The 23485-nt window shown below is 72.7% G+C and carries 21 protein-coding genes and 1 pseudogene; 6 read left to right on the top strand and 16 right to left on the bottom strand.

The features are described from left to right. Window positions 1-308: 308 nt before the first annotated feature. Window positions 309-662 (top strand): trypco2 family protein, encoded by a 354-nt coding sequence (locus IE182_RS27050; RefSeq protein WP_308432171.1) that lies wholly within the window; start codon window positions 309-311, stop codon window positions 660-662. Continuing rightward, entirely contained in the window at window positions 659-3688 is a 3030-nt protein-coding gene (locus IE182_RS27045) for a serine protease (protein ID WP_190112570.1), read from the top strand. The genes IE182_RS27050 and IE182_RS27045 overlap by 4 nt, the downstream gene beginning before the upstream one ends. 95 nt (window positions 3689-3783) lie before the next feature. On the opposite strand, the gene IE182_RS27040 is transcribed toward IE182_RS27045, so the two are convergent. Next, the gene (locus IE182_RS27040; RefSeq protein ID WP_190112569.1) at window positions 3784-6309 is read right to left on the bottom strand and encodes an ATP-dependent Clp protease ATP-binding subunit; all 2526 of its coding nucleotides are present in this window, start codon (window positions 6307-6309) and stop codon (window positions 3784-3786) included. 501 nt (window positions 6310-6810) lie between these two features. Here IE182_RS27040 and IE182_RS27035 point away from each other — a divergent pair. Continuing rightward, entirely contained in the window at window positions 6811-7623 is an 813-nt protein-coding gene (locus IE182_RS27035) for an SCO3374 family protein (RefSeq protein WP_229845142.1), read from the top strand. Here IE182_RS27035 and IE182_RS27030 read toward each other — a convergent pair. From IE182_RS27030 to IE182_RS26980, 12 genes and pseudogenes are all read right to left on the bottom strand, one after another. Next, on the bottom strand, window positions 7554-7895 hold the full coding sequence (locus tag IE182_RS27030; protein WP_190112568.1) for a histone-like nucleoid-structuring protein Lsr2: 342 nt from the start codon (window positions 7893-7895) through the stop codon (window positions 7554-7556). The two genes, IE182_RS27035 and IE182_RS27030, sit on opposite strands and share 70 nt — an antisense overlap. Before the next feature lie 163 nt (window positions 7896-8058). After that, a complete protein-coding gene (locus IE182_RS27025; RefSeq protein WP_190112567.1) occupies window positions 8059-8577 on the bottom strand; it encodes an amino-acid N-acetyltransferase in 519 nt (172 codons plus the stop codon). Between the two features lie 9 nt (window positions 8578-8586). Beyond that, a complete protein-coding gene (locus IE182_RS27020) occupies window positions 8587-8982 on the bottom strand; it encodes a BlaI/MecI/CopY family transcriptional regulator (RefSeq protein ID WP_190112566.1) in 396 nt (131 codons plus the stop codon). Window positions 8983-9205: 223 nt separating this feature from the next. After that, complete coding sequence (locus IE182_RS27015) at window positions 9206-9385, bottom strand: hypothetical protein (RefSeq protein WP_190112565.1); 180 nt, start codon at window positions 9383-9385, stop codon at window positions 9206-9208. An 89-nt stretch (window positions 9386-9474) separates the two neighbouring features. Next, on the bottom strand, window positions 9475-10203 hold the full coding sequence (locus IE182_RS27010) for a hypothetical protein (RefSeq protein WP_190112564.1): 729 nt from the start codon (window positions 10201-10203) through the stop codon (window positions 9475-9477). Window positions 10204-10310: 107 nt separating this feature from the next. Continuing rightward, window positions 10311-10949, bottom strand: coding sequence for a DUF11 domain-containing protein (locus IE182_RS27005; RefSeq protein WP_190112563.1), 639 nt, complete (start codon window positions 10947-10949; stop codon window positions 10311-10313). 118 nt (window positions 10950-11067) lie between these two features. After that, complete coding sequence (locus IE182_RS27000) at window positions 11068-11865, bottom strand: type III pantothenate kinase (protein ID WP_190112562.1); 798 nt, start codon at window positions 11863-11865, stop codon at window positions 11068-11070. Continuing rightward, the gene (nadC, locus tag IE182_RS32240; RefSeq protein WP_229845145.1) at window positions 11865-12893 is read right to left on the bottom strand and encodes a carboxylating nicotinate-nucleotide diphosphorylase; all 1029 of its coding nucleotides are present in this window, start codon (window positions 12891-12893) and stop codon (window positions 11865-11867) included. The genes IE182_RS27000 and nadC overlap by 1 nt, the downstream gene beginning before the upstream one ends. A 12-nt stretch (window positions 12894-12905) precedes the next feature. Next, window positions 12906-14576: pseudogene (locus IE182_RS32235) on the bottom strand (L-aspartate oxidase); the annotation flags it as partial. Then, window positions 14573-15439 (bottom strand): pantoate--beta-alanine ligase, encoded by an 867-nt coding sequence (panC, locus tag IE182_RS26990; RefSeq protein WP_190112560.1) that lies wholly within the window; start codon window positions 15437-15439, stop codon window positions 14573-14575. The pseudogene IE182_RS32235 and the gene panC, both read right to left, overlap by 4 nt. Continuing rightward, on the bottom strand, window positions 15436-16356 hold the full coding sequence (locus IE182_RS26985) for a Rossmann-like and DUF2520 domain-containing protein (protein ID WP_190112559.1): 921 nt from the start codon (window positions 16354-16356) through the stop codon (window positions 15436-15438). The genes panC and IE182_RS26985 overlap by 4 nt, the downstream gene beginning before the upstream one ends. A gap of 113 nt (window positions 16357-16469) precedes the next feature. Further along, complete coding sequence (locus IE182_RS26980) at window positions 16470-16688, bottom strand: hypothetical protein (RefSeq protein WP_190112558.1); 219 nt, start codon at window positions 16686-16688, stop codon at window positions 16470-16472. Window positions 16689-16787: 99 nt separating this feature from the next. Here IE182_RS26980 and IE182_RS26975 point away from each other — a divergent pair, with 99 nt between their 5' ends. After that, window positions 16788-17906 (top strand): DUF5937 family protein, encoded by a 1119-nt coding sequence (locus IE182_RS26975; RefSeq protein ID WP_190112557.1) that lies wholly within the window; start codon window positions 16788-16790, stop codon window positions 17904-17906. Window positions 17907-17946: 40 nt separating this feature from the next. On the opposite strand, the gene IE182_RS26970 is transcribed toward IE182_RS26975, so the two are convergent. Then, window positions 17947-18630 (bottom strand): response regulator transcription factor, encoded by a 684-nt coding sequence (locus IE182_RS26970; protein ID WP_190112556.1) that lies wholly within the window; start codon window positions 18628-18630, stop codon window positions 17947-17949. A gap of 49 nt (window positions 18631-18679) precedes the next feature. Further along, window positions 18680-19885, bottom strand: a complete 1206-nt coding sequence (locus IE182_RS26965; protein ID WP_190112555.1) for a sensor histidine kinase — start codon at window positions 19883-19885, stop codon at window positions 18680-18682. Between the two features lie 122 nt (window positions 19886-20007). Between IE182_RS26965 and IE182_RS26960 the strand changes: the two genes are divergently transcribed. Both IE182_RS26960 and IE182_RS26955 read left to right on the top strand, forming a co-directional pair. Further along, window positions 20008-21033, top strand: a complete 1026-nt coding sequence (locus IE182_RS26960; protein ID WP_190112554.1) for an SAM-dependent methyltransferase — start codon at window positions 20008-20010, stop codon at window positions 21031-21033. A 49-nt stretch (window positions 21034-21082) separates the two neighbouring features. Beyond that, on the top strand, window positions 21083-22225 hold the full coding sequence (locus IE182_RS26955; RefSeq protein ID WP_190112553.1) for an NADH-quinone oxidoreductase subunit D: 1143 nt from the start codon (window positions 21083-21085) through the stop codon (window positions 22223-22225). Between the two features lie 57 nt (window positions 22226-22282). On the opposite strand, the gene IE182_RS26950 is transcribed toward IE182_RS26955, so the two are convergent. Continuing rightward, a complete protein-coding gene (locus IE182_RS26950) occupies window positions 22283-23386 on the bottom strand; it encodes a hypothetical protein (RefSeq protein ID WP_190112552.1) in 1104 nt (367 codons plus the stop codon). Between the last annotated feature and the right edge of the window lie 99 nt (window positions 23387-23485).

Raw genomic sequence — 23485 nt, 5'->3', positions numbered from 1 at the left:
CCGACCGCCGGCCGGGATCGCCATACCTTGGTAACCAGCGCTTCCCGCTCTTGCCAAGCAGCCCATTTACTAGTGCACGCAGTAGCCGGGGAGAGAATTCCGGGAACGGCCGCCCGGCCCCTCCCGTGGAATTCCGGGGAAATTCCCGAGATCGACTTTTCCGCTATCCGGCGTAGTAGTGGCGAATTGCTCTGTGCGCCACGTCACCGCGGAGGCCGGTCCGGACCCTGCATTCCGGGGTCGGAGACCCAAGATCGGCGGTACGCTCCGGACGGCAGATGCGTACGCACCGTGCGGGGGGTCTCGCAGTGAGCAACGATTTCGAGGACTTCGGGGACATAGAGCTGGCGGAGGCGGTACGGGCGATCCGCTCGGGCCTGACCCGCGCGGCCGCTGCCGGGGCCGGGGAGGACCTGGCCTTCGACGTCGGCGACATCGCGCTGGAGTTCACGGTCGAGCTGCGCCGCGACGCGAAGGCCGGCGGCAAGGTGAAGGCATGGATCGTCGAGGCGGGCGCGGACGCCTCGCGCGGCTCCGCCCGTACGCACAAGGTGGCCTTCACCCTGACTCCCAGGGACCGGCGCACCGGCGAGGGCTGGAAGGTCGGCAACGACCGGCCGGCGGGGCTGTCGGGGTTCGGCGTGGCACCGCCCGAGCAATGAGGTCCGTGGAGGACCGCCTGGTGGCGGTGATGGGCAGGCAGCAGGGCAGCGGGGTGCTGCTGACCCCGGAGCTGGTACTGACCAGTGCGCACATCCTGTCCGGCAACGACCGGGTGTGGGTCGTCGCGCCCGCCGGAAACGGCGGGATGTGCGACGTGGTGTGGTCGAGCGTGCTCTTCCAGTGCGACGCCGCGCTGCTGAAGGCCCGGTGGCCGATCGTCCCCGCCGACCGGCTGCCCCCGTTCCGCTGGGCGGCCCTCAGCGGGCAGCAGGCGGTGCGGGGCTGCACCGTCCTGGGCTTCCCGCAGGTCCAGCGGTACGGGGAGGAGGACGACCTGGAGGCCGTGCAGGTCCCGGGCACCCTGACGCCGCTGTCCGGCCGGATGCGGGGCCGGTACGTCCTGCAGGTCGACCACCCACCCGCGCACCGGCCCGACGGCTCGCCCTGGGCGGGCCTCTCCGGCGGCCCGCTGCTCGTCGGCCCCGTACTCCTCGGCATCGTCACCGAGGACGCCAGGGGCTGGAACCACTCGGCCATCGACGCCGTACCCGTCTCCCGCGTGCTGCGGGAGCCCGACTTCGTGCACGCCCTGCGACAGCACTGGCCGGACGCACCCGCGGTGGAAGCGCACAGCTCGCCGGACCCCCGGGATTTCGCCTACGAGCCGCTGTACGCCAAGGCCGTCAAGGCCCGCTACAGCCGCATGGAGGTCTTCGGCCTCGACGACCTCGGCACGAACGAGAACAGCTGGGACCTGGACACCGCGTACCTGAGCCTGGAGGCGCTGGCGGCACCGTCCGCCGAGCAGCGGGACGGCGGCACCCTCCCCGCCCCGCGGGCTCAGCGGATCGAGGACCTCCTGGGCACCCGCCCCCGGACAGTCCTGCGCGGCGAGGCCGGAGCCGGGAAGACGACGCTCGTGTGGTGGCTGGCCTCCCACGCCGCCTGCCGGACCATGCCGAAGCAGCTGAGCGAGCTGGACGGCCTGGTCCCCTTCGTGATCCCCATGCGCAGTCTGGCCGCCCAGGGCATCGCGAACCCCACCCCGGCCCAGCTGCCGACCATCGCGCAATTACCGGTGGACGCCGCGCCCGGCGGCTGGGCCGGCCGCGTCCTGGAGTCGGGCCGCGCCCTGCTCCTCGTCGACGGACTGGACGAGCTGCCCCGGGCCGACCGCGCAGTGGCCCGCAGGTGGCTCGCCGACCTGCTGCGCATGTATCCCCGGACCCGCTGCCTGGTCACGGTCCGCCCGCTCGCGGTCGAGCACGCATGGCTGCAGTCGGAGGGCTTCGAGGAACTGCAGCTCCTGCCCATGGGCAGCAGGGACATCCAGTCCTTCGTCGCCGCCTGGCACACGGCGGCGCGCCTGGAGTGCGGCGCGTATCCCGACGAGGGGCGCGCGGACCAGGAACGGGCCCGGCTCACCGCCCTCGAACGCGACCTCTCGCAGGAGTTCCTCCGCAACACCGGGCTGCGCGACCTGGCCCGTACGCCTCTGCTGTGCGCGGTCATCTGCGCCCTCCACCGCCGCCGCAGCGGCCTCCTGCCGCGCACGCGCTGGCAGCTCTACGACGCCGCCCTGTCGATGCTGCTGGGCAACAGGGACACGTACCGGCGCGTGGGTGCCCCCGAAGGCATATGCCTGACCATTGACGACGGCCGCCAGTTATTGCAGCGCATTGCCGTCTGGCTGGTACGGAACGGTCGCGCCGAACTCTCCGGGGAACAAGCCGTGCGTCAGCTGGAACTGGGCATGAACGGCCTGCGGCACGTCCGGGAACAGGGAACGGCGCGAGAGGTGCTGAGGCACCTCCTCAATCGCAGCGGGCTGCTCCAGGAGCGGGCCGCGGATTCCCTGCAATTCATTCACCGGACGTTCCAGGACTTTCTCGCGGCAAACGAATTCCGGGAGAACGACAGCCTGGACGAGTTGCTGGGGCACGCGGCGGAGGAGCAGTGGCAGGACGTCATCCGGCTGGTCATCGGGCACTGCGGACGCACGGAGGTGCGACGGGTCGTCGCGGGTCTGCTGGCGGCCGGCGGCGAGGCGAGTGAGCGCGAGTCGGCGTGGTCGCTGCGCACGCTGGCGGCCGAGTGCGCGATGAGCGCCGCCTATCTGGACGACGACCAGCACGAGGCGGTGTGGAAGGGGGTCGAGGCACTGGGGCCCCCGCTCTCCGAGGCGGAGGCTGACTTGCTGTCCTCACTGGGACCCGATGTGCTGCCTTGTCTGCCGGAGCCGACCGGGCTGGGCCACGTATCGGCCAGCGGGGTCGTGCAGGTGCTCGCCTCCCTGGGAAGCGCAGCGATTCCCCTGCTCAAGCGATACGCGCAGCACGAGTCGAGCATGGTCCGCGCCCGGATCGCCTATCAGTGGCAGCCTGCGAATGCCCGGGTCTTCGCGGAAGAGGTTCTCTCCTCCATGCGCCTCGACGACATCGGGCTCGACGTGGTGGATCACGAACAACTCTCCCTGCTGGCGGATCTCGGCCCCGTCGGCGCTCTGGTCATCTGGGGCAACCACTGCTCGGGCAGCCTCCGCCGGGCGCTCCGGGGCCGTTGTGTGCGGGAGATGGCCGTGGAGAACAACGCATCGCTCAGGACGCTGGAGTTTCTCGCCGACCATCCGGAGATGGAGGAGCTGTCGATCGAGTCGTGTCCCCTGCTGGGGGACATCTCCGCGCTGGCCGGCTCGGGCGTGCAGGTTCTCGGGCTGCACGCACCCTGCACCCACCTCCTGAAGGAGACGGCTCCGCTGCCGCGGGTCATCGCACTGAAGCTGCTGCTGCCCCCGGGCACCCTGATGGACGCCCGGCTCCTGACGGTCTTCCCCGGCCTGCGCGCGCTGACCCTCGACGTGGAGGGGGCCGAGGGGGACGTCGTACTCGACCTGACCGGCCACACCGGCCCGCTCCCCGCCGGCCGGCTGGCCATCGAGCCCTACCCCGGGGTGAAGCTGACCCTCCTCGGCGCCGACCGCTTCGGCGACGACCTGCACGTCAGAAGGCACCCGCCCGGCCTGTAGCGAAACGACACCGGCCCCGGTCCCCGTGGAAACTCCACGGGGACCGGGGCCGGTCCCTACCGCCTACGTACGGGCGCTACGGGCGCTGCGTGCCCTTACGCGTCCTTCGAGAGGTTCGGGCCCGCACCACCGGTGGCGGACTCGACCGGCGGGGTGTCCGGCAGGGCCGACTTCTCCTCGCCGCGGAAGGTGAACTTCTTCTCCTCGCCTTCGCCCTCCGTGCCGACGACCACGATGTGGCCCGGACGGAGCTCGCCGAAGAGGATCTTCTCGGACAGGATGTCCTCGATCTCGCGCTGGATGGTGCGGCGCAGCGGGCGGGCGCCCAGGATCGGGTCGTAGCCCTTCTTCGCCAGGAGCTGCTTGGCGTCCGCGCTGAGCTCGATGCCCATGTCGCGGTCCTTCAGCCGCTCGTCCACCTTGGCGATCATCAGGTCGACGATCTGGATGATGTCTTCCTGCGAGAGCTGGTGGAAGACCACCGTGTCGTCGACACGGTTGAGGAACTCGGGCCGGAAGTGCTGCTTGAGCTCTTCGTTGACCTTCGCCTTCATCCGCTCGTACCCGGTCTTGACGTCGCCCTGGGCGGCGAAGCCCAGGTTGAAGCCCTTGGAGATGTCCCGGGTGCCAAGGTTCGTCGTCATGATGATGACGGTGTTCTTGAAATCGACCACGCGGCCCTGGGAATCGGTCAGGCGACCGTCCTCCAGGATCTGCAGCAGCGAGTTGAAGATATCCGGGTGGGCCTTCTCGACCTCGTCGAAGAGGACCACGGAGAACGGCTTGCGGCGCACCTTCTCGGTGAGCTGGCCGCCCTCTTCGTAACCGACGTATCCGGGCGGGGAGCCGAACAGACGCGAGACGGTGTGCTTCTCGCTGAACTCCGACATGTCGAGGGAGATCAGCGCGTCCTCGTCGCCGAAGAGGAATTCGGCGAGCGTCTTGGACAGCTCGGTCTTACCGACACCGGACGGGCCGGCGAAGATGAACGATCCGCCGGGACGCTTCGGGTCCTTGAGGCCCGCACGGGTGCGCCGGATGGCCTGGGAGAGCGCCTTGATGGCGTCCTTCTGGCCGATGACGCGCTTGTGCAGCTCGTCCTCCATGCGCAGCAGGCGGGAGGACTCCTCCTCGGTCAGCTTGAAGACCGGGATGCCGGTGGCGGTGGCGAGGACCTCGGCGATCAGGTCGCCGTCGACCTCGGCGACGACGTCCATGTCGCCGGCCTTCCACTCCTTCTCCCGCTTGGCCTTGGCGGCCAGGAGCTGCTTCTCCTTGTCGCGGAGGGAGGCGGCCTTCTCGAAGTCCTGCGAGTCGATCGCGGACTCCTTCTCCCGGCGCACGTCGGCGATCTTCTCGTCGAACTCGCGGAGGTCCGGCGGCGCGGTCATCCGGCGGATGCGCATCCGGGAGCCGGCCTCGTCGATCAGGTCGATCGCCTTGTCCGGCAGGAAGCGGTCGGAGATGTAGCGGTCGGCGAGCGTGGCGGCCTGGACCAGCGCCTCGTCGGTGATGGAGACGCGGTGGTGGGCCTCGTAACGGTCGCGCAGACCCTTGAGGATCTCGATCGTGTGCGGCAGCGACGGCTCGGCGACCTGGATGGGCTGGAAGCGGCGCTCGAGGGCGGCGTCCTTCTCCAGGTGCTTGCGGTACTCGTCGAGCGTGGTGGCACCGATGGTCTGCAGCTCACCGCGGGCCAGCATCGGCTTCAGGATCGAAGCGGCGTCGATGGCACCTTCGGCGGCACCCGCACCGACCAGGGTGTGGAGCTCGTCGATGAACAGGATGATGTCGCCGCGGGTGCGGATCTCCTTGAGGACCTTCTTCAGGCGCTCTTCGAAGTCACCGCGGTAGCGGGAGCCGGCGACCAGGGCGCCGAGGTCGAGGGTGTAGAGGTGCTTGTCCTTGAGGGTCTCGGGCACCTCGCCCTTGACGATCGCCTGGGCCAGGCCCTCGACGACGGCGGTCTTGCCGACGCCGGGCTCGCCGATGAGGACCGGGTTGTTCTTGGTGCGGCGGGACAGCACCTGCATGACCCGCTCGATCTCCTTCTCGCGCCCGATGACCGGGTCGAGCTTGGATTCGCGGGCGGCCTGCGTGAGGTTGCGGCCGAACTGGTCCAGCACGAGCGAGGTCGAGGGGGTGCCCTCGGCGGGGCCACCGGCCGTGGCGGCTTCCTTGCCCTGGTAGCCGGAGAGCAGCTGGATGACCTGCTGCCGGACCCGGTTGAGGTCGGCGCCCAGCTTGACCAGGACCTGGGCCGCGACGCCCTCGCCCTCACGGATCAGGCCGAGCAGGATGTGCTCCGTGCCGATGTAGTTGTGGCCCAGCTGAAGGGCCTCGCGGAGCGAGAGCTCCAGCACCTTCTTGGCACGGGGGGTGAAGGGGATGTGGCCGGACGGAGCCTGCTGGCCCTGCCCGATGATCTCCTCCACCTGCTGGCGGACAGCCTCAAGCGAAATCCCGAGGCTCTCCAGGGCCTTAGCGGCGACACCCTCACCCTCGTGGATCAGCCCCAGGAGGATGTGCTCGGTGCCGATGTAGTTGTGGTTGAGCATCCGGGCTTCTTCCTGAGCCAGGACGACAACCCGCCGCGCGCGGTCGGTGAACCTCTCGAACATCGTTAATCGCTCCTCAGAGCGGTCAGGCAGTTAGGGGTCGGTCCCCTCCCTGTCCTTCCGCATGCTAGTCCCGTGGGACGGGACAGCTCATTCCAACTGCCGACATCCGTCCGGATCACCCCCGCGTCGGCGGGGAAACCTGCTGCCGAACAGCCGACATCTCCTCCAACCCGATGGTGGGAGACGATGTTCCCGCAGGCCAGGCATATACGCCCACCACCACTACGCCCACGGCGAACGCCCGCGTGCCCCGACACGCCCGCCCGCGGTCCCGCCACCACCCCCGGTGACGCGCCACTGGGCCCGCTATATCGCCTCTTCCCACGGGGAAGGTCCTACCCGTAGGCACCGGCACTCCATGCGGCGCGGGGACTTTCCCTCCGCTACGGGCGAACACCCTCGCGCCACCAGGAGCCCCTGTGCGCCCCTGACGTCTTATACGGAGCGTGCCCAACTATCAACGGTGCGTAACCTCTTGGGTCTTCCACAGTTGCACCGTTCATGACGGTAGCCCTCCCGTGCCCGTGCCGCCCCTCGGGCGATCCGACCCCGCCCGGGGACCAGCCCCGGGGCCCGCACCCGTGGCGCCGGTGGCGCCAGTGGTACGAGTGCGTCCTCGGCTGGCCGACCGCGCCGACCGCCTACCGGCGGCCGCCGGAGCTGATCACCGGGGTGCGGTTCGACGCGCTGGGGATGCCGGCCGAGGCGGGCTTCGCCGTGCTCGACCGGGTGGCCGCCACCGGGCCGGTCGCGCTGGACGGCCGCACCCGGACGATGTGGTTCCTGACCGCCGCGGGCAGCGCCGACGAGCTGCCGGGGCTGCTGGGCTGGCTGGAGTGGGGCGGCGTGGCCCTGGAGCTGACCGCGCGGGGCGCGGGCGGCCGGATCGTGGCGCCGGAGCCCCTGGACGGGGGCTTCTGGCCGCAGGGCGGCGACGGCGGGCCCGGCCGGGGGTGCGGAACGTCGCGGGCGTCACAGGGGCGCTACGACCCCCAGGAGGCCGCAGAGGCCGCAGAGGCCGTGTGGGTGCGGCCGCCGGAGCCGGGGCGCGACGTGGAGTCCACGCTGCCGGTGGCCGGCCTCGGGGGCGACGGCGGCGCCCCCGATCTCGTACGGCTGGTGGGCGCGGCGGCCACCGAGTGCCACCGGGCCCGGCTGCTGCGCGCCGGCGGGGCGCGCAGGGATCAGCCGCCGGGGAGTCGGCCGGAACGGCCGGGGGATCGGGCGAGAGATCCCGCAGGTGATCAGGCGTTGGCCTTCTCGTACGCCTCACGGATGTCGGCGGGGACGCGGCCGCGGTCGTTCACGTTGTAGCCGTTCTCCTTGGCCCACGCGCGGATCTTCGCGGTGTCGGGGCTGCCGGCGACGGCGGCACCGGCGCGGGCCTTCCCGCGGCCGCCGGTGGCGCGGCCACCCGTGCGACGGGCCGACTTCACGTAGTCCGCGAGCGCCTCGCGCAGCTTGTCCGCGTTGGCCGTGGTGAGGTCGATCTCGTAGGACTTGCCATCCAGGGCGAACGTCACCGTCTCGTCGGCCTCGCCGCCGTCGAGGTCATCGACAAGAAGGACCTGAACCTTCTGCGCCACGGGGGATTCCTTTCATCAGCGGAAAAGGGATTACGGAGGAATAGCAAACCGCCTTTCCCGGAAAAACACAAACCCCCCGGGAAGGTTCAGTCGGCCTTCAGCATGGGAACGATGGCTTCCGGGCCTGCACGATAGGGGCGCGATTCGGACATAGGGACCGCGCTCACAGATGCAGAAGCATCCGGCTGTTGCCAAGGGTGTTCGGCTTCACTCGTTCGAGCTCCAGGAACTCGGCAACGCCCTCGTCATAGGAACGCAGCAGCTCGCTGTAGACATCCCCGTCGACGGGGGTCTCTCCGATCTCCACGAAGCCGTGCTTCGTGAAGAAGTCGACTTCGAAGGTGAGGCAGAAAATGCGCCGCACCCCCAGCCAGCGTGCGGTCTGCAGCAGCTTGTCCAGTACCAGGTGGCCGATGCCACCGCCCTTGACGCCGGGGTCAACGGCGAGAGTGCGTACCTCCGCGAGGTCTTCCCACATCACGTGCAGCGCGCCGCATCCGATGACGGTACCGTCCTCGTCCCGCTCGGCGACCCAGAACTCCTGGATGTCCTCGTAAAGCGTCACGGTGGCTTTGTCGAGCAGGATGCGGTCGCGCGCGTAGGCGTTGATGAGCCGGCGGAGCGCGGGCACATCGCTGGTGCGGGCCCTGCGGACGGTGACGACTTTAGTGAGAGCGGACATGTCCGGACGCTATCGCCCCGGCGCTCCCTGGGGGTCGTCGGGCCCGTCGAGTTGCGCGACGCGGATGGCGTCGCGGAGGGCCTCGCGTTGTTCGGCCGACATCATGCCGAAGAAGGCGACGAGGGCGGCCGCGGGGTTGTCGCTGAGGGACCAAGCTTCGTTCATCAGTGCGGCCGAGTAGGCGGCCCGGTTGGAGACCGCCTCATATCGATAGGCGCGGCCTTCGGCTTCCCGCCGCAGCCAGCCCTTCTGATACAGGTTGTCCATTACGGTCATCACCGTGGTGTACGCGATGGACCGTTCCTGCTGAAGGTCTTCCAGGACTTCCCGAACGGTGACCGGTCGGTTCCACTCCCACACGCGCGTCATCACGGCGTCTTCCAGTTCACCCAGGCGTCGAACCACACGCGAATAATAGTGGGAGATGTCTTGAATGCCGGTTTATCGGCGCGCCCCGGCGCGGGCAAATCCCGGCGGCGAACCCATGACGGAACCGGCGGCGAAACGGCGGCGGACCGGGAGCCGGTGGGCGCAGCAAAAAGGGCGCACGCTCCGAGTAAATGCGCTCGGCCCGTACGCCCGGGTCCGGGGCCGGCGCACTCGCCGGGGCCCCGGGGGTGCCGTCGTCTCAGGCCCCGGTGGGCTTCGCCGCCTGCTCGGCGGCTTCGGCGCGGGCCAGTGCGGCGTCCACGAGGGCGTCCTCCTTGGCCTTGTTCGCACCGCCCTGGCTCTTGACGATCGTCACGACCAGCGCGATGAAGGCCGCCGCCATCACCACAGGCGGGACCAGCGCGGCGACATAGTCCATGGCCGTCGGCTCCTTCTGGATCGGGGATTGTGCCGTATTCGAGCGACCCGCCCAGATTACGCGCCCGCCGCTGCCCCGGAGCGGCCGGGTCAGGCGGGCCGGGCGGCGGCGAGACCCCGGGCGGCCGACGGCGGCGCGGGCTTGCGGCGGGGCGGGAAGACCTCGCCGGGGGTGGGGATCGGCCGGTCCGGGCGCGGCGACGACGGCTTCGGCTTGGGCTGCGGGGCCGCCGGGGGCGGCGCCGGTTTGTCGTCCGGCTTCGGGTCCGGCCCGGCGGTGCAGCCGCCCGGCAGGGCCATCAGGTGCGTGCGTGCCGGCGGGGGCGGGCACGCCGGGGGAACGGTGTCGGCCGCCCGGGCGGCGAGCCTGGCCCGCACCGCCTGCTCGGCCAGGTGCTCGCAGCGCGCCAGCAGGGCGCGGCGCCGGCTCGCCTCGACGCTGTCGTCCGCCTCGACCCCGTCGGCCGCCGCGGGTGCGCACAGCGAGCGCAGTGCGGCGAGGTCCTCGGCCCTCGGCCGGTAGCCCTCCGCGAGCGCGTCGCGCAGCCGCTGCACATAGCCGGACGCGGCGCCCGGCAGCGCCTCGCGGTAGCGGACGAGGTCGGTGAGCAGGAAGGCGCGCAACCGGGCGCCCTCCCGCCCGGCCTCGTCCACGTCCCGCGCGAGCCGCAGGCAGGCCCGCACCTCCGCCTCCCGGGCGGGGCCGGGCCGGGCGGGAACGGACTGGGGCCGGACTGCGATGTCGAGGGCACGACGCAGCACGCGCAGCTCGTCCGCGCTGAACGCCATGCCGCCGCGGGATCCATAGGGCGTGGGCATGGGCCGACTTTAAGTGCTAAGCGGACAAAATTCGCTCAGCATGCAATACCGGGCGCGGCGCCGGGGCCCTGACCGGCTCCCGAGGCCCTGACCGGTTCCCGGGGCCCTCAGTCCTCGCGGCGGCGCATTCCCAGGGCTATGGCTCCGGCCGAGAGGGCGGTGCCGGAGGTGGTGGCCAGGAGGAGGGTGCCGGACAGGGCGGCGGCCGGATGGCCGCGGGGGGTGGGCGCGGCGTCCGTCACCTCCACCCGGATCGGCGCGGAGTCGTTGCCCGGGTCCGGGTCGGGGTCCGGGTCGCCGTCGGGGTCGACGACGCGCACCCAGCCCTCGGCGTCCTCGACCTTCTCGTCGATGCGGACACGGAAGCGCAGCGTCTCGCGGTCGCCCGCCGCGAACTCCTCGCCGATGGTGCACAGGTACGTGCCGCTGTGCCCGGCGCTCTCGGCGCACCGCTGTCCGCCGTCGCGGGCCGGGTCCGGCGCCGCGGCCGAGACGATCGTGGTGCCCTCCGGGGCCGTGACCTCGTACGCCCGGCCTCCGGTCGCGGCCGGGCCGGGCCCGGCGTTGCGCACGCCGAGTTCGACGTCGACGGTCTCGCCGAGGTGGCCGGCGACGGGGTGCGCGATGGCCTGGTAGTCGGCGGTGCGCGGCGCGGCCTGCCCGGCATGGGCCTGAGCGGCCGTCAGGCCGAGGCCGGCCGTCAGCAAGACGGCGGCCGTGGCCGCCCGTTGCCGTATTCGTTTCATGCCCATCCGTCCCAGTCCCCATCGACCGCCCGGTCACGCCTGACAGCTGTCAGGACATCTTCGGGTGCGGGTTGGTTGCCCGGGGGCGGGGGAAAAGGATCTCCCCCGCCGCAACGGGTCAGCTCCGGGCCACGTTCCGCTCGTACACCAGCCGCAGGCCGATCAGCGTCAGCCACGGCTCGTGCTCGTCGATGACCGTGGCCTCGCCGAGCACCAGCGGCGCCAGACCGCCGGTGGCGATGACGGTGACGTCGTCGGGGTCGTCCGCCAGCTCGCGGGCCATGCGGCCCACGACGCCGTCGACCTGGCCGGCGAAGCCGTAGAGGATGCCGGACTGCATGGCCTCGACGGTGTTCTTGCCGATGACGCTGCGCGGACGCGCGATCTCGATCTTGCGGAGCTGGGCGCCGCGGACGCCCAGGGCCTCGGTCGAGATCTCGATGCCGGGGGCGATGACGCCGCCGACGTACTCGCCGCGCGCGCTGACCGCGTCGAACGTGGTCGCCGTGCCGAAGTCGACGACCACGCACGGCCCGCCGTAGAGCTCGACGGCCGCGACCGCGTTGATGATGCGGTCCGCGCCGACCTCCTTGGGGTTGTCCATGAGGATCGGCACGCCGGTCTTCACCCCCGGCTCGACGAGGATGGCGGGCACGTCGCCGTAGTAGCGGCGGGTCACCTCGCGCATCTCGTGCAGCACGGACGGCACGGTCGAGCAGATGCAGATGCCCTCGATGCCGTCGCCCAGCTCGTCGCCGAGCAGCGGGTGGCGGCCCATCAGCCCCTGCAGCAGCACGGCCAGTTCGTCCGCGGTGCGGCGCGGGTCGGTGGAGATGCGCCAGTGCTCGACGATGTCCTCGCCGTCGAACAGGCCGAGGACGGTCTGGGTGTTGCCGACGTCGATGGTGAGGAGCATCAGGGGGTCTCCTCGCGGAGGTCCAGGCCGATGTCCAGGATCGGGGAGGAGTGCGTGAGCGCGCCGACGGCCAGGTAGTCGACGCCGGTCTCGGCGTAGGCACGGGCGTTGGCCAGCGTCAGGCGGCCCGAGGACTCCAGCATCGCCCGGCCGGCGACGAGGGCGACGGCCTCGCGGGTCTGCTCGGGGGTGAAGTTGTCGAGCAGGATGAGGTCGGCGCCCGCGTCGAGGACCGGCTCGATCTGGTCGATGCGGTCCACCTCGACCTCGATCGGCACGTCCGGGAACTCCTGGCGCACGGCCTTGAACGCCTGGGCGACGCCGCCGGCGGCGATGACGTGGTTGTCCTTGACCAGCGCCGCGTCCGACAGCGACATGCGGTGGTTGACGCCGCCGCCGCAGCGGACCGCGTACTTCTCCAGCGCCCGCAGGCCGACCGTGGTCTTGCGGGTGTCGCGGACCGCCGCGCCGGTGCCCTCCAGAGCGTCCGCCCAGGCGCGGGTGGCGGTGGCGATGCCGGACAGGTGGCACAGGATGTTGAGCATGCTGCGCTCGCCGGTGAGCAGGTCGCGGGTGAGGGTGCGCACGGACAGCAGCTTCTGCCCGGCCTCGACCCGGTCGCCGTCCTCGACGTGCCGCTCGACCTCGAACTCGTCGGTGCACACCACGGACAGGATCGCCTCCGCGACGCGCAGGCCGGCGACGGTGCCGGCCTCGCGGGCGGTGAAGTCACCGGTGCAGACGGAGTCCTCGGGGATGGTGGCGAAGGTGGTGATGTCCTTGCCGCCGTCGAGGTCCTCCTCGATGGCCAGGTGCGCGAGGTCCTCGATCTGCAGCGGGTCGAGCCCGGCCTCGGCGATCAGGCGGGCGAGCTCCGGGTCGAGCCCGCACTCGAAGCCCTCCTCGCCGTACTCGCCGCCGGCGCAGCCGCAGGCGTCACCGCAGCCGCCGGCCGCCGCTTCCGCTTCCGCGGACTCCTGGCCGGACAGGCCGATCTGGTGCAGGGGGCGGTCGTCGTGGGTGCTCACGCTGTTCTCCTCGGGGGCGGCGGTGACGGGCGGGAAGGCGGCGGATCCGGTGGTGGAGACCGCAAGGGTACGGTCCGGGCGCAGCGCCACGAGGAGGTGACGGCGCCACTGGTCGTCCGCGCGCTCCAGGTGGTCCTCGCGCCAGTGGCAGCCGCGGGTCTCCTCGCGGCGCAGGGCGGCGGCGACGAGCACCTGGGCGACGAGCAGGAGGTTGGTGGTCTCCCACGCCTCGGTGCCGGGCTCCTCCGTCGTGGCCTCGCGCGCGATGCGGGCCAGCTCCTGTGCGGCGTGCTCCAGGCTCTTCCTGGAACGGAGCACGCCGGCACCGTTGGTCATGGTCTGCTGGATCGCGGCCCGCGCCTCGGGGTCGATCAGGAAGGCGGCCGCGCCGGCGCCCGCGGCCGGCTGGGCCGCGGCGCGGACGGGGGCGCCGTCCGCGGCCGGGGTGAGGTCCGCCGCGATGCGCTCGGCGAAGACGAGGCCCTCCAGCAGGGAGTTGGACGCCAGGCGGTTCGCGCCGTGCACGCCCGTGCAGGCCACTTCGCCGCACGCGTACAGGCCCGGCACCGTCGTGCGTCCGTGCAGGTCGGTGCGTACGCCGCCCGAGGCGTAGTGCGCGGCGGGGGCGACGGGGATGAGCTGGGTCACCGGGTCGATGCCGTGCGACCGGCAGGCGGCCAGGATCGTGGGGAAGCGCGTGGCCCACATCCGGGCGCCGAAGTGCCGCGCGTCCAGGTACATGTGCTCGGCGCCGCGCTCGCGCATGCGCCGCATGATGCCCTTGGCGACGATGTCGCGCGGCGCGAGCTCTGCCAGCTCGTGCGCGCCGACCATGAAGCGGTGGCCGTCGGCGTCGACGAGGTGGGCGCCCTCGCCGCGCACCGCCTCGGACACCAGCGGCTGCTGGCCCTTGGCGTCGGGGCCGAGCCACAGCACCGTCGGGTGGAACTGCACGAATTCGAGGTCGGAGACCTCGGCGCCGGCGCGCAGGGCCAGCGCCACGCCGTCGCCGGTGGAGACCGCCGGGTTGGTCGTCGCGGAGAACACCTGGCCCATGCCGCCGGTGGCCAGCACCACCGCGCCGGCCCGGACGGCGCCGACGCCGTCGTGCCGGCCCTCGCCCATGACGTGCAGCGAGACGCCGGCCGCGCGGCCGGTGGCGTCCTTGAGGAGGTCGAGGACGAGGGCGTGCTCGATCGTCTCGATGCCGGCGGCGCGCACGGCCTCGACGAGCGCGCGGGAGATCTCGGCGCCGGTGGCGTCACCACCCGCATGGGCGATGCGGCTGCGGTGGTGACCGCCCTCACGGGTCAGCAGGATCTCGCCGGAGTCGGCGTCGGTGTCGAAGCGGGCGCCCGTGCCGATGAGGCGGCGCACCGCGTCGGGGCCCTCGGTGACGAGGGTGCGCACGGCCTCCTCGGAGCAGAGGCCCGCGCCGGCGACGAGGGTGTCGTCCAGGTGCTGCTCGGGGGTGTCGCCCTCGCCGAGCGCGGCCGCTATGCCGCCCTGGGCCCAGCGCGTGGAGCCGTCGTCGAGCAGGGCCTTGGTGACGACGGTGACCTTCCGGCCGGCGGCGGCGCAGCGCAGCGCGACGGTGAGGCCGGCGACGCCGGAACCGATGACGACGACGTCGGCGTCGACCGACCAGCCGGGCCGGGGCGCGTTCAGTCGTATGCCGGTCATCGCCGCTCTCCGAAGGTCAGGTGGACGTTGTCGATCAGGCGGGTGGTGCCGACCCGGGCGGCGACGGCGAGGACGGCCTCCCCGCTGTGGTCGTCGGCGACCTCGGTGAAGTCCGCGGGGTCGACCAGGGCCAGGTAGTCGAGGACGACGGGCGGCTCCATGGCGGCCGCCGCGTCCAGGACCGCCCGGGCGGAGCGGCGCACCGCCGCCGGGCCGGCTTCGCGTGCCGCGGCGCCGGTCAGCAGGGCGCGCGAGAGCTCCAGCGCGGAGGCGCGGTCGGCGTCGGAGAGGTAGCGGTTGCGGCTGGAGAGGGCGAGGTTGTCGCCCTCGCGGACGGTGGGGACGCCCACGATCTCCACGGGGAAGTTGAGGTCGCGCGCCATGCGGCGGATCAGGGCCAGCTGCTGGGCGTCCTTCTGGCCGAACAGCGCGAGGTCCGGGCCGGTGAGGTGGAGCAGCTTGGCGACGACGGTGAGCACGCCGTCGAAGTGGCCGGGGCGCGAGGCGCCTTCGAGGCGCTCGCCCATGGGGCCCGCGGTGACGCGGACCTGGGGCTCGCCACCAGGGTAGACCTCGTCGGCGGCCGGGGCGAAGACGACGTCGGCGCCGGCTTGCTCGGCGAGGAGGACGTCGGCGTCGAGGGTGCGCGGGTAGCGGTCGAGGTCCTCGCCGGGGCCGAACTGCAGCGGGTTGACGAAGACGGTGACGACGACCTGCCCGTCCGGGCCGGCCAGCCGGCGCGCCTCGCGGACGAGCGTGGCGTGCCCTTCGTGCAGGGCGCCCATCGTCATGACGACGGCGCGGCGGCCCTGGCGCGGGAGGGCGTGCAGCTCCGCGGCGTCGCGGGCGAGCTGGGTGATCACTGGGTGCCTCCGTCCGCGAGGACGCCGAGGAGGTCCTCCGCCAGTTCGGGCTTGAGCAGGCCGTGCGCGAGGGCGCGGTCCGCGGTGGTCCGGGCCATCGCCAGGTAGCCGGCGACGGCCTGGGGGGCGTGGGCGCGCAGCTCGGCGACGTGCGCGGCGACCGTGCCGGCGTCACCGCGGGCCACCGGGCCGGTGAGGGCCGCGTCGCCGCTGCGCAGGGCGTTGTCGAGGGCGGCGCCCAGGAGCGGGCCGAGCATGCGGGCGGGGTGCTCGACCCCGGCCGTGCGCAGCAGCTCCATGCTCTGGGCGACGAGCGTGACGAGGTGGTTGGCGCCGATGGCGAGGGCCGCGTGGTAGAGCGGGCGGGCGCTCTCGGCGATCCACTCGGGCTCGCCGCCCATCTCGATGACCAGCGCCTCGGCGGCCAGCCGGAGCTCGTCGGGGGCGGTGACGCCGAAGGAGCAGCCGGCCAGCCGCTGGACGTCGACCGGGGTGCCGGTGAACGTCATCGCGGGGTGCAGGGCCAGCGGCAGGGCGCCGGCGCGGGTGGCCGGGTCGAGCACGGCCGCGCCGTGCCGGCCGGAGGTGTGCACCAGGAGCTGCCCGGGGCGCACGGCGCCGGTCTCGGCGAGGCCCGCGACCAGCCCGGGCAGGGCGTCGTCGGGCACGGTCAGCAGGACCAGCTCGGCGTGGGCCAGGACGTCGGCGGGGGCCATGACCGGCACGTCCGGCAGCATCGTGGCCGCCCGGCGCAGCGAGGCGTCGGAGACGCCGGAGACCGCTACCGGGCGGTGTCCGGCGAGCTGGAGCGAGGCTGCCAGGGCGGGGCCCACGCGGCCGGCGCCGACGACGCCGACGGTGAGCCGGGCAGGGCGGTCCTGAGGACTCCCGTGGTCGGGGGAGAGATGTGCGTTCACGCGGCGGGATGCCTTCCGTTCCAGTCCGCGGGGGTACCGGACGATTCCCTTGTCATGCTACGCGAGGCGGTCGCACGTCTCTCCTGGCCGTCCCCAGCCCTGTGGACAACGGGTCAGGCGCGGATCAGGCCCTGCCGGCGCTGGCCTCGCAGGGCCGCCGCCCACCGCCGGCGGCGGGTCGTGGTGCGCCCGCCGACGACGGCCTGGAAGCGGAGCCAGGTGCGGAGTTCACGGGCGGCCTGCAGGTCGCCGCTGCCCGGTGCGGGCGGGGCGCTCTCCTGGTGCTGGGCGAAACGGTAGAGATCGAGCATGTGCTGCTGGCTGGCGTTCATGTCCTCCACGGTGCGCCGCCGGCCGCACACTCTGCGCATGGATTGACGAGAGCCGTCAATCGACCGTCCGACCTGCGGAAAGGAAGGCACGATGAGCACATGAGCGTGATGATCGACATCGCGGGCCTGCCGCCCGAGCGCATCCTGTTCCGCCCCTCTCCGCTGGCGGAGCTGTGCACCGCGCTGCACGCCCTGGCCGAGCCGGGGCACCACCCCGGGCTGCACGGCTGGACGACCGCGACCAATGCCGCCCTCAAACCGGACCTCGCGGACCGGCTGTGCGAGGCGGACTTCCTGTGGACCTCCACGTTCTCGGACGTCAACATGCCGTTCGCGGCCCTGCCCGACACCCAGGGCATCCCCGGCAACACCCTCGCCGAGGACCTGGACATGCTGGACCGGCTCGACGACGAGGTCTTCGTCAACGCGGCGATGGAGATCTCCTGCTCCAGCCTCTACGCCCAGCCCGGGCCGTCGCCGCTGGTCGACGCCGGGGCGCGGGAGCACGCCCTGGAGCGCGCCACCGCCCGCGGGCCGAGGCAGCTGGAGTTCGCCAAGCGGCTGCTGGACGACCCGCCGGCCGTACGGGCCTGGCTGCGCCGCCTCTTCGAGGACTGCGCCGAGGCGTTCTTCAACGACGTCTGGCAGCGGGTGCGCGTCCAGCTCGCCGCCGACGCCCGGCACAAGACCGAGGTGCTGCGCCACAAGGGCCTGGCCGAGGCGCTGGGCCAGGTGTCGGCCGCGGTGTCCCTGTCGGAGGACGGGTCCCGGATCGTCGTCGACAAGCTCGGCAACGGCCGGACGACCGCGCTCGACCCGGCGATCGGCCAGGGCGTCACCTTCGTCCCGTCCTCGTTCGGCTGGCCCCACGTGTGGGTCCTGCACGCCCCGGGCTGGCGCCCGATGGTGCACTACCCGGTGGCCGCGCCCGAGCTGCCCGGCCCCGCCTCGCTGGACCTGCTCAAGCTGCGTCTGGAGGCCCTGTCCCACCCCTTGCGGATGCGCATGTGCCGCTTCCTGGCGCGGGCCAGCTACACCACGGGCGAGCTGGCGAGCGGCGTCGACATCACCCCGCCGGAGGTCTCCCGGCACATCGCGGTGCTGAAGAAGGCCGGGCTCGTCACCACGCGGCGGCGCGGCCGGTACGTCCTGCACCAGCTGGACCTGACCGTGGTGGCCCGGCTCGGCAGCGACTTCGTCGAAGGGGTGCTGCGCTGAGGCGCGCGGCAGCCCTGGTCAGGTCCTGTGGGAGGGGGTCCTAGCGGGCGGCCGGGCCGCCGCCACCGGCCCGGACGAGACCGCTCTCGTAGGCCATCACCACCACCTGCACCCGGTCCCGCAGCCCCAGCTTGGTGAGGATGCGCCCCACGTGCGTCTTGACCGTGGCCTCCGAGAGCACCAGCCGCGCCGCGATCTCGCCGTTGGACAGCCCCTGGGCCACCAGCAGCATGACCTCGCGCTCGCGGTCGGTGAGCCGGCCCAGCTCGGTGCCGGTCGGTTCGTTGCCGGTGCTCGGCAGCATCGGGGTGAAGCGGTCCAGCAGCCGGCGGGTGGTGCTGGGCGCCACCACCGCGTCGCCGCTGTGCACCGCCCGGATCGCGCCCAGCAGCTCCGCCGGCGGCACGTCCTTGAGCATGAAGCCGCTGGCGCCGACCTTGAGCGCCGAGAAGGCGTACTCGTCGAGGTCGAAGGTGGTCAGGATCAGCACCTTGGGCGGGTCGTCCTGGGCGCAGATGCGACGGGTCGCCTCCACCCCGTCCAGGCGCGGCATGCGGACGTCCATCAGGACGACGTCCACCGCCGTGCCGGCCAGCACCTCCAGCGCCTCCTGGCCGTCCCCGGCCTCGGCGACGACCTCCATGTCGGGCTGTGCGGCCAGCACCATGCGGAATCCGGTGCGCAGGAGCACCTGGTCGTCGACGAGCATGACTCGGATGGACATGCGGAGTCCCTTTCGGAGGTGGATGAGTTGAGCCGGTGCGCGGGAGCGGTCAGCGGCCCGACCTGATCGGCAGCAGCACGCTGATCCGGAAGCCGCCGCCCGGCCGCGGCCCCGCGTCCAGCGTGCCGCCGACCATGCCGACGCGCTCGCGCATACCGATCAGACCATGCCCCATGCCGTCGGCGCCGCCCGCCTCGTACAGCTCGTGCTGCGCGCCCCGGCCGTCGTCCTCGACCAGCAGCCCCAGCCCGTCGTCGAAATAGGTGAGCCGGACGCTGGCGCCCACGTCGGGGCCGCCGTGCTTGCGCGTGTTCGTCAGCGCCTCCTGCACGATCCGGTACGCGGTCAGCTCCACGCCGCTCGGCAGCGGCCGCGGCGCGCCCTCGACCTTGAAGTCCACCGGCAGGCCCGCGCCCCGCACCTGCTCGACCAGGTCGCCGATCTGCTCGACGTCCGGCTGCGGGACGTACTCGCCGCCCTCGCCGCTGTCGTCGGTGCGCAGCACGCCCAGCAGGCGGCGCATCTCGGCGAGGGCCTGGCGGCCGGTGCTGGAGATCGTCTCCAGGGCCTGCTTGGCCTGATCGGGCGAGCCGTCCAGGACGTAGGCGGCGCCGTCGGCCTGCACGACCATCACGGAGACGTTGTGCGCGACGACGTCGTGCAGCTCGCGCGCGATGCGGGCCCGCTCGGCGGTGACGGCGATCTGCGCCTGCTGCTCGCGCTCCTTCTCCAGGCGCGTGGCGCGCTCCTCCAGCTGCGCCCAGTAGGCGCGGCGGGTGCGCACCGAGTCGCCGAGGACCCAGGCCAGGATGAAGGGCACGGTGAGGAAGACGATCCCCGCGATGCTCTTGCCCGTCGAGGAGTACTCGGGCGGATCCGGCCAGCGGAAGGCGGTCAGGACGGGCGCGAGGAAACCGGCGATCAGCGCGTAGCGGGAGGCCCAGCGGGTGTGGCCGGACGCCACCGTGTAGATGATCACCAGCATGGCGAAGTCCCACACGTTCGGGCCCACGTCGAACACCAGCTGCGCGACCCCGGCCGCGGTCGCCAGCAGCAGCATCCGCTCGGGGGCGCGCCGCCGCAGGGTGATCACCACGCACAGGGCCACGGCCGTGCACGTCGCCACGATCTTCGACCCTTGCCCCTGACCGCTGCCTTCGATCACGGACAGGCCGCTGAGCCCCAGCAGGAGGAGAGCCCAGAAGCTGTCCACCCCGGTGGGGTGCCTGCGAAGAAAGTCGTAGAGGCGGTGCACGTCACCCAGCGTAGGCACCCCGAACCGGTGCCGGGGTCAGCCCGGCGGTCGATCCGGCCGCTTCCCGTCTACTCCCCAAGGTGGAGGCCCCCGAGCCCGCCGCCCCCGCTTACCGTGTGCGTATGGCGAGCGGAACGAACGGAACGAGAACCTGGCGGGAGGCCGCCGAGGCCGCCCTGTACGGCCCCGGCGGCTTCTACCGGCGTCCCGAGGGCCCCGCGGGCCACTTCCGTACCTCCGTTCACGCCTCCCCGCTCTACGCCGGGGCCGTCGTGGAGCTGCTGCGCCGCGTCGACGCCGCCCTCGGGCACCCCGGCGAGCTGACGTTCACGGACGTCGGGGCGGGCCGCGGCGAGCTGGTGGCCGGGGTGCTCGCGCAGTGCCCGCCGGAGCTGGCCGGGCGGCTGCGCCCGTACGCGGTGGAGCTCGCCGACCGGCCGGCGGGCCTCGATCCGCGCGTGGAGTGGACGGACACTCCCCCGGACGGCGTCCACGGCCTGCTGTTCGCCAACGAGTGGCTGGACAACGTGCCGCTGGACGTCGCCGAGGCCGACGGCGGCGGCACCCCGCGCCGGGTGCTCGTCCGGCCGGACGGCGAGGAGCTGCTCGGCGACCCGGTGACCGGTCGCGACGCGGGCTGGCTGGCCCACTGGTGGCCGCTCGAAGGAGCCCCGCCCGGCTCCCGCGCCGAGATCGGCCACCCGCGCGACGCCGCCTGGGCCCGGGCGGTGGCCACGCTGCGGTCCGGTCTGGCGGTGGCGGTGGACTACGCCCACGACCTCGCCGCGCGCCCGCCGTTCGGCACCCTGACCGGCTTCCGCGACGGACGCGAGGTCCGGCCGGTGCCCGACGGCTCGTGCGACATCACGGCACACGTGGCGCTGGACGCGTGCGCCGGGCCCGGCGCCACGCTGACCACGCAGCGCGAGGCGCTGCGGGCGCTGGGCGTGGACGGCGGCCGGCCGCCGCTCTCGCTCGCCTCGTCCGACCCGGCCGCGTACGTACGCGCGCTCGGCGCGGCGGGAGAGGCAGCGGAACTGACCTCGCCGGCGGGGCTCGGGGCGTTCGGCTGGCTGGTCCAGCCGGTGGGCCCGGCGTGCGAGGGTCTGCTGGCCCCGGCCCGTCCGCTCCCCCGAGAGGGACTCTAGGGATTCCCCCGGTTTCGGTCAGGGGTGGGTCAGGGGAGAAACTAGCCCCATGACGGAGACGACAGTCGGCATCGGCGGCGCGGCGGAGAGCACCGACATGGTGCTCAACATCGGGCCTCAGCACCCGTCCACCCACGGTGTGCTGCGGCTGCGGCTCGTCCTGGACGGCGAGCGCGTCCAGCACGCCGAGCCGGTCATCGGCTACATGCACCGGGGCGCGGAGAAGCTGTTCGAGGCGCGCGACTACCGGCAGATCATCATGCTCGCCAACCGCCACGACTGGCTGTCGGCCTTCTCCAACGAGCTGGGCGTCGTCATCGCCGTCGAGCGCATGCTCGGCATGGAGGTCCCCGAGCGGGCCGTGTGGACGCGCACGCTCCTGGCCGAGCTGAACCGGGTGCTCAACCACCTGATGTTCCTCGGCTCCTACCCGCTGGAGCTCGGCGGCATCACGCCCGTCTTCCACGCCTTCCACGAGCGCGAGGAACTGCAGACGGTCATGGAGGAGGTCTCCGGCGGCCGGATGCACTACATGTTCAACCGCGTCGGCGGCCTGAAGGAGGACCTGCCCGCGGGCTGGCTCGGCCGGGCCCGGCACGCGGTGGCCCAGGTCCGCTCGCGCATGGACGTCTACGACCGGCTGGTGCTCGGCAACGAGATCTTCCGCGGCCGTACGCGCGGCGTCGGCGTCCTGTCGCAGGAGACCGTGCACGCCTACGGGGTCAGCGGGCCGATCGCGCGCGCCTCCGGCGTCGACTTCGACCTGCGGCGCGACGAGCCGTACCTCGCCTACGGCGAGCTGGCGGACGTCCTGAAGGTCGTCACCCGCGAGGAGGGCGACTGCCTGGCGCGCTTCGAGTGCCTGCTGGACCAGACGCACAACGCGCTGGAGCTGGCCGAGGCGTGCCTGGACCGGCTGGACGACCTCGCGCCCGGCCCGATCAACCAGCGGCTGCCGAAGGTGCTCAAGGCGCCGGAGGGCTCGACCTACGTCTGGACCGAGAACCCGCTGGGCCTCAACGGCTACTACCTCGTCTCCAAGGGCGACAAGACGCCCTACCGGCTGAAGCTGCGCTCGGCGTCCTTCAACAATATCCAGGCCCTGACCGAGCTCCTGCCGGGCACGCTGGTCGCCGACATGGTGGCGATCCTGGGCTCGCTGTTCTTCGTCGTGGGCGACATCGACAAGTAGTCGCGGATCGCCCCGGGGCCGGCAGGCGCCGGCCCCGGAACGCAGGGGCGACAGCCCCTACGAGATCGCGCTGCGCAGCTCCGCGACGTCGATCTGCTCGGTCTCGTCGTGGGCGGTCAGGTCGATGATCTTTCCGTCCTTCCCGGCCGCCGCCTCCGCCTCGGCGAGCGCCTCGTCGCCGACGACGTCCGCGAGGTCCTGCTCCTCGACCGGCTTCTTCCTGGCCTTGTCGCCGCCGTTGCCGAAGAAGTCGAAGCCGCCCTGCGCACGGGAGGCGGGCCGGCGCGCGGCCGGCACGACCTCGGCCTGCGGGGCCGGAGCCTTGGCCGCCGGGGCCTTGGCCGCAGGCGCCGGCACGGCCGGGGCCTGGGCGGCGGGAGCCTTCGCGGCCTGCGTCCGGGCGGCCGGGGCCTTGGGGGCCGGGGCGTTCGCCGCGGTGGCCTTGGGGGCCGGGGCATTCGCCACGGGGGCCTTGGGGGCCGGGGCATTCGCCACGGGGGTCTTGGGGGCGTCGGTCGCCGGAGCCGGAGTCAGGGCCTTCGGAGCCCCTGCCGTCGGCTTCGCCCCGCCCTGCCGCTGCGCGGCGGCGTTGCGCTGCAGGTCGCGCAGGGCGTCGGCGGCCTTGCGGTACGCGGCGGCGTCGGGGCCGGACGCGGCCGTACCCTGCGGGCCCGCGGCCTCCAGGGCCTTGGGCGCGGCACCGGAGGCGGCGCCCTTCGCCAGCAGGCGGCGGCCCTCCATGGCGCTGGCCCGGCCCGTCTCCGCGGTGGCGTAGCGGCGCAGCAGGTCGGCGTGCTCGGTCCGCATGCGGGCGAGCTCGCTGCGCTTGGAGCGCAGCTTCGCCTCCAGCTTGGTGCGCAGCAGACGGGTCTCTTCGAGGTCCGTCTCCAGCTCGGCTATGCGCTCCTCGGTCTTCCACTCGTCGCGCGTGCGGGCGGTGGTGAGCTGGGCGACGCGCTTGCCGGCCGCGCGGTCCCAGCGGCGCATCAGCACGGAGCCGACCACGGCGGCCGCGGAGGCGGCGACGGCGAGGCCCTGGACGACGACGGTTTCGTCCACCGCCAGGGCACCGGCGGCGCAGACGACTGATGTCGCCGCGACCGTCAGCGGTGGAAGAAGCCGGTGCAGGGGTGCGGAATGGCGGTGGCGTCCTCGTGGCATGGCCTGAAACTTACCGTGCGTCGCCACAGGAGTGTGACGGCACCACCAAACTCTTCGCTTGATCTTACTTCTCCACCGCTCCCTCACCTTGTGTCACTT

It is taken from the genome of Streptomyces cinnamoneus, from assembly GCF_014650495.1.
Classification (GTDB): Bacteria; Actinomycetota; Actinomycetes; order Streptomycetales; family Streptomycetaceae; genus Streptomyces; species Streptomyces cinnamoneus.
Note: the sequence above shows the minus strand (reverse complement) of the source record. Positions and strands in the feature narration are given on the sequence as shown.

What these genes read in the sequence shown, in the direction of transcription:
- IE182_RS26960 (WP_190112554.1), top strand. Translation starts at nt 20,008, where the DNA reads ATGGCGAGCGGAACGAACGGAACGAGAACCTGGCGGGAGGCCGCCGAG.
- IE182_RS26975 (WP_190112557.1), top strand. Translation starts at nt 16,788, where the DNA reads ATGAGCGTGATGATCGACATCGCGGGCCTGCCGCCCGAGCGCATCCTG.
- IE182_RS26980 (WP_190112558.1), bottom strand. Translation starts at nt 16,688, where the DNA reads ATGAACGCCAGCCAGCAGCACATGCTCGATCTCTACCGTTTCGCCCAG.
- IE182_RS27015 (WP_190112565.1), bottom strand. Translation starts at nt 9,385, where the DNA reads ATGGACTATGTCGCCGCGCTGGTCCCGCCTGTGGTGATGGCGGCGGCC.
- IE182_RS27035 (WP_229845142.1), top strand. Translation starts at nt 6,811, where the DNA reads ATGACGGTAGCCCTCCCGTGCCCGTGCCGCCCCTCGGGCGATCCGACC.
- IE182_RS27025 (WP_190112567.1), bottom strand. Translation starts at nt 8,577, where the DNA reads ATGTCCGCTCTCACTAAAGTCGTCACCGTCCGCAGGGCCCGCACCAGC.
- IE182_RS27005 (WP_190112563.1), bottom strand. Translation starts at nt 10,949, where the DNA reads ATGAAACGAATACGGCAACGGGCGGCCACGGCCGCCGTCTTGCTGACG.
- IE182_RS26950 (WP_190112552.1), bottom strand. Translation starts at nt 23,386, where the DNA reads ATGCCACGAGGACGCCACCGCCATTCCGCACCCCTGCACCGGCTTCTT.
- IE182_RS26970 (WP_190112556.1), bottom strand. Translation starts at nt 18,630, where the DNA reads ATGTCCATCCGAGTCATGCTCGTCGACGACCAGGTGCTCCTGCGCACC.
- IE182_RS27045 (WP_190112570.1), top strand. Translation starts at nt 659, where the DNA reads ATGAGGTCCGTGGAGGACCGCCTGGTGGCGGTGATGGGCAGGCAGCAG.
- IE182_RS27000 (WP_190112562.1), bottom strand. Translation starts at nt 11,865, where the DNA reads ATGCTCCTCACCATCGACGTCGGCAACACCCAGACCGTCCTCGGCCTG.
- IE182_RS27040 (WP_190112569.1), bottom strand. Translation starts at nt 6,309, where the DNA reads ATGTTCGAGAGGTTCACCGACCGCGCGCGGCGGGTTGTCGTCCTGGCT.
- IE182_RS27010 (WP_190112564.1), bottom strand. Translation starts at nt 10,203, where the DNA reads ATGCCCACGCCCTATGGATCCCGCGGCGGCATGGCGTTCAGCGCGGAC.
- IE182_RS26955 (WP_190112553.1), top strand. Translation starts at nt 21,083, where the DNA reads ATGACGGAGACGACAGTCGGCATCGGCGGCGCGGCGGAGAGCACCGAC.